This window comes from Myxacorys sp. (assembly GCF_059501405.1).
In genome coordinates this window covers 1-2,262 of record NZ_JCACCM010000063.1, presented here as the reverse complement: position 1 = coordinate 2,262, position 2,262 = coordinate 1, and the positions used below count along the sequence as shown (strand labels likewise).

The 2,262-nt window shown below is 49.2% G+C and carries 4 pseudogenes; 2 read left to right on the top strand and 2 right to left on the bottom strand.

Going from position 1 to position 2,262, the window contains the following annotated elements:
• A pseudogene (locus tag AC5I6P_RS06480) lies at nt 1-253 on the top strand (hypothetical protein); the annotation flags it as partial.
• Between the two features lie 88 nt (nt 254-341).
• Here the strand turns inward: AC5I6P_RS06480 and AC5I6P_RS06475 are convergent.
• Nucleotides 342-911 (bottom strand): annotated as a pseudogene (locus AC5I6P_RS06475) (IS6 family transposase).
• Here AC5I6P_RS06475 and AC5I6P_RS06470 point away from each other — a divergent pair.
• Nucleotides 909-1,308: pseudogene (locus AC5I6P_RS06470) on the top strand (DDE-type integrase/transposase/recombinase); the annotation flags it as partial. The pseudogenes AC5I6P_RS06475 and AC5I6P_RS06470 sit on opposite strands and share 3 nt — an antisense overlap.
• A 157-nt stretch (nt 1,309-1,465) precedes the next feature.
• On the opposite strand, the pseudogene AC5I6P_RS06465 reads toward AC5I6P_RS06470, so the two are convergent.
• A pseudogene (locus tag AC5I6P_RS06465) lies at nt 1,466-2,203 on the bottom strand (IS110 family RNA-guided transposase); the annotation flags it as partial.
• Between the last annotated feature and the right edge of the window lie 59 nt (nt 2,204-2,262).

Below are 2,262 nucleotides of genomic sequence, written 5' to 3'. Positions count from 1 at the left end.
GGTTCAAGTCGTCCTATTCTCCCTGATCCTCGTCCCCATGTCTAGAACACGACCCGCTTTTTTACGCAAGATGCGCCTTGCTCAGACTGAGACTGAACTCTTTTCGATCTGCGATCGCTACTTGCTGACCGATCCAGACCAAGAGTTTGCCCTGGAACCGTATCCTGGACTAGTGGCTCGTCCGAAGTGCGAAACTGCTTACGAACCAATGGTACTCTCACGATTGGGACAGGTTCAATCGGTACAGGGTTAAAACCTGCTATCGAGCAGGATGCCGTTGAAAGAAGGGTTGTGTCACAAATACTTTTTAGTGACAAACGAACTATCTCATTCGCATTCCGTTAAGCACTAATCTCAAAGAGTTCTTCAATAAACTTTGTTTGAGATACACTGTCCCCTTGACCCATTCCCTTCACCTGTCCTTTACGAATCATACTCATCGCCTCGATCCCGCTCAAGGTTCGTCTCGCCGTGTTAAATGACCCGAATCCCATCCTCGGTTTTGTGAGGCGCTTGATGTTTCGATGATCTTGCTCGATCACGTTATTCAGGTACTTGCTCTGCCGCAATTCGGTCTCGGTTGCCAGGGTTTCGTCTGCTTTCAACGCTTCAATCGCCACCGGATAGGCAGCATTTTTATTGACGCTAATGACTCGAGGCGCTTAGGTATGAGCCGCCTTCAGCATTTTACAGAAAAACCGGGCGGCGGCTTTGCCATCTCGCGCTGGGCATGAAGTCCAGTGTGTTGCCCCTTGATCTACGGCGCGGTAAAGATATTTCCAGGTTCCTTTGACTTGGATGTAAGTCTCGTCCACTCGCCACGAATCATTCGTTTCATTCAGATGCGGTCGAACTCGTTTGTCTAGTTCCGGGGCAAACTTCAGTACCCATCGGTTGTTTGTCTGCGGCATCGCGCGGTGGATTCTGAGGGCAACACCCTCGACTTCACGCTAAGTGCAAAGCGAGACGGCAAAGCAGCCGCACGACTTTTCCGTAAAGTTCTAAAGGCTGAACACACTGGAGCACCACGAGTGATTACGGTAGACAAGAATGCTGCCTACCCCGTGGCAATAGAAACGTTGAAAGCAGAGGGAACAATTGCAGAGGAGATGGAACTCCGACAGATTAAATACTTAAACAACGTCATTGACAGGACCATCGAAACATCAAACGGATTGTGAACCGATGATGAGGTTCAAATCATTCAACAGTGCAAGAACATTGAGCGGGATTGAAGCGATGAATATGGTCAGGAAAGGACAAGTGAAAGGAGTCAAACAAGCGATTATCTTAAAAGTCAAGAATTAAACGTAAACTTGAGGAATCAGAGAAAGCAACGCTACAGAAAAATCAAAGCATGATAAAGAAGTGTGACACATACATTGCTGTTGGAGTCAGTCTCATCAATGCAAACTCATGTTTTTCTAGAACCAAGCGCCAACACCTAAATCATCAGTAAACCTCATTAGATTGCAACGCTTTGAACGGGAACTTGCCAAGGTTTGCGATCTCGAATCATCGTATTGAGAATGCGGAGCAGCTTGTGCATACAAGCGATTAACGCAACCTTCTTGGCTTTTCCCTGGCCCAGAAGCCGCTGATAAAACGCTTTAAGCACAGGATTGTATCGTACGGCAACTAGCGTGCTCATGTACAGCACAGCGCGGACATTCGCGCGTCCGCCCCAAATCATCCGACTGCCTCGAAACTTGCCACTATCTCGATTGAACGGAGCCACGCCCACTAAGGCGCTGATGCGTTTATCACTGACCGCTCCGAGTTCAGGCAAGGTCGCCATCAGCGTCGTGGCGATAACTTGACCGACACCGGGCACACTTTTGAGCAGGGCGATGCGCGATTGCCATTCTGCTTGGGATTGGCTGAGTTCCTCAATTTCCTCGTCAAGGTCACCAATGCGCTCTTCCAGCCACTCAATGTGAATGTCAATGTTCTGACGCATGCTGCCCCGCAAACTCGCTCGGCGATTTTTCTGGGCGCTCAGCATCTCGACGAGTTGACGACGACGAGTCACCGCCTCTTGGAGTTCTTGCTCTCGGTGACTCGTCAAGACCGTAATGGCTGGTCGAATCGCTTCCCAAAAGTGAGCTAAGACAGCCGCATCAATGCGATCTGTTTTGGCAAGTTTGCCACTGGCTTTGGCAAAATCTCGTCGAGGATTGATGATCGAAACCGCGATGCCCACGTCTTGGCAGGGCTGTTTCAAAGTCAGGATAGAAAAAGTACACTAGTCGTGTTGTGACT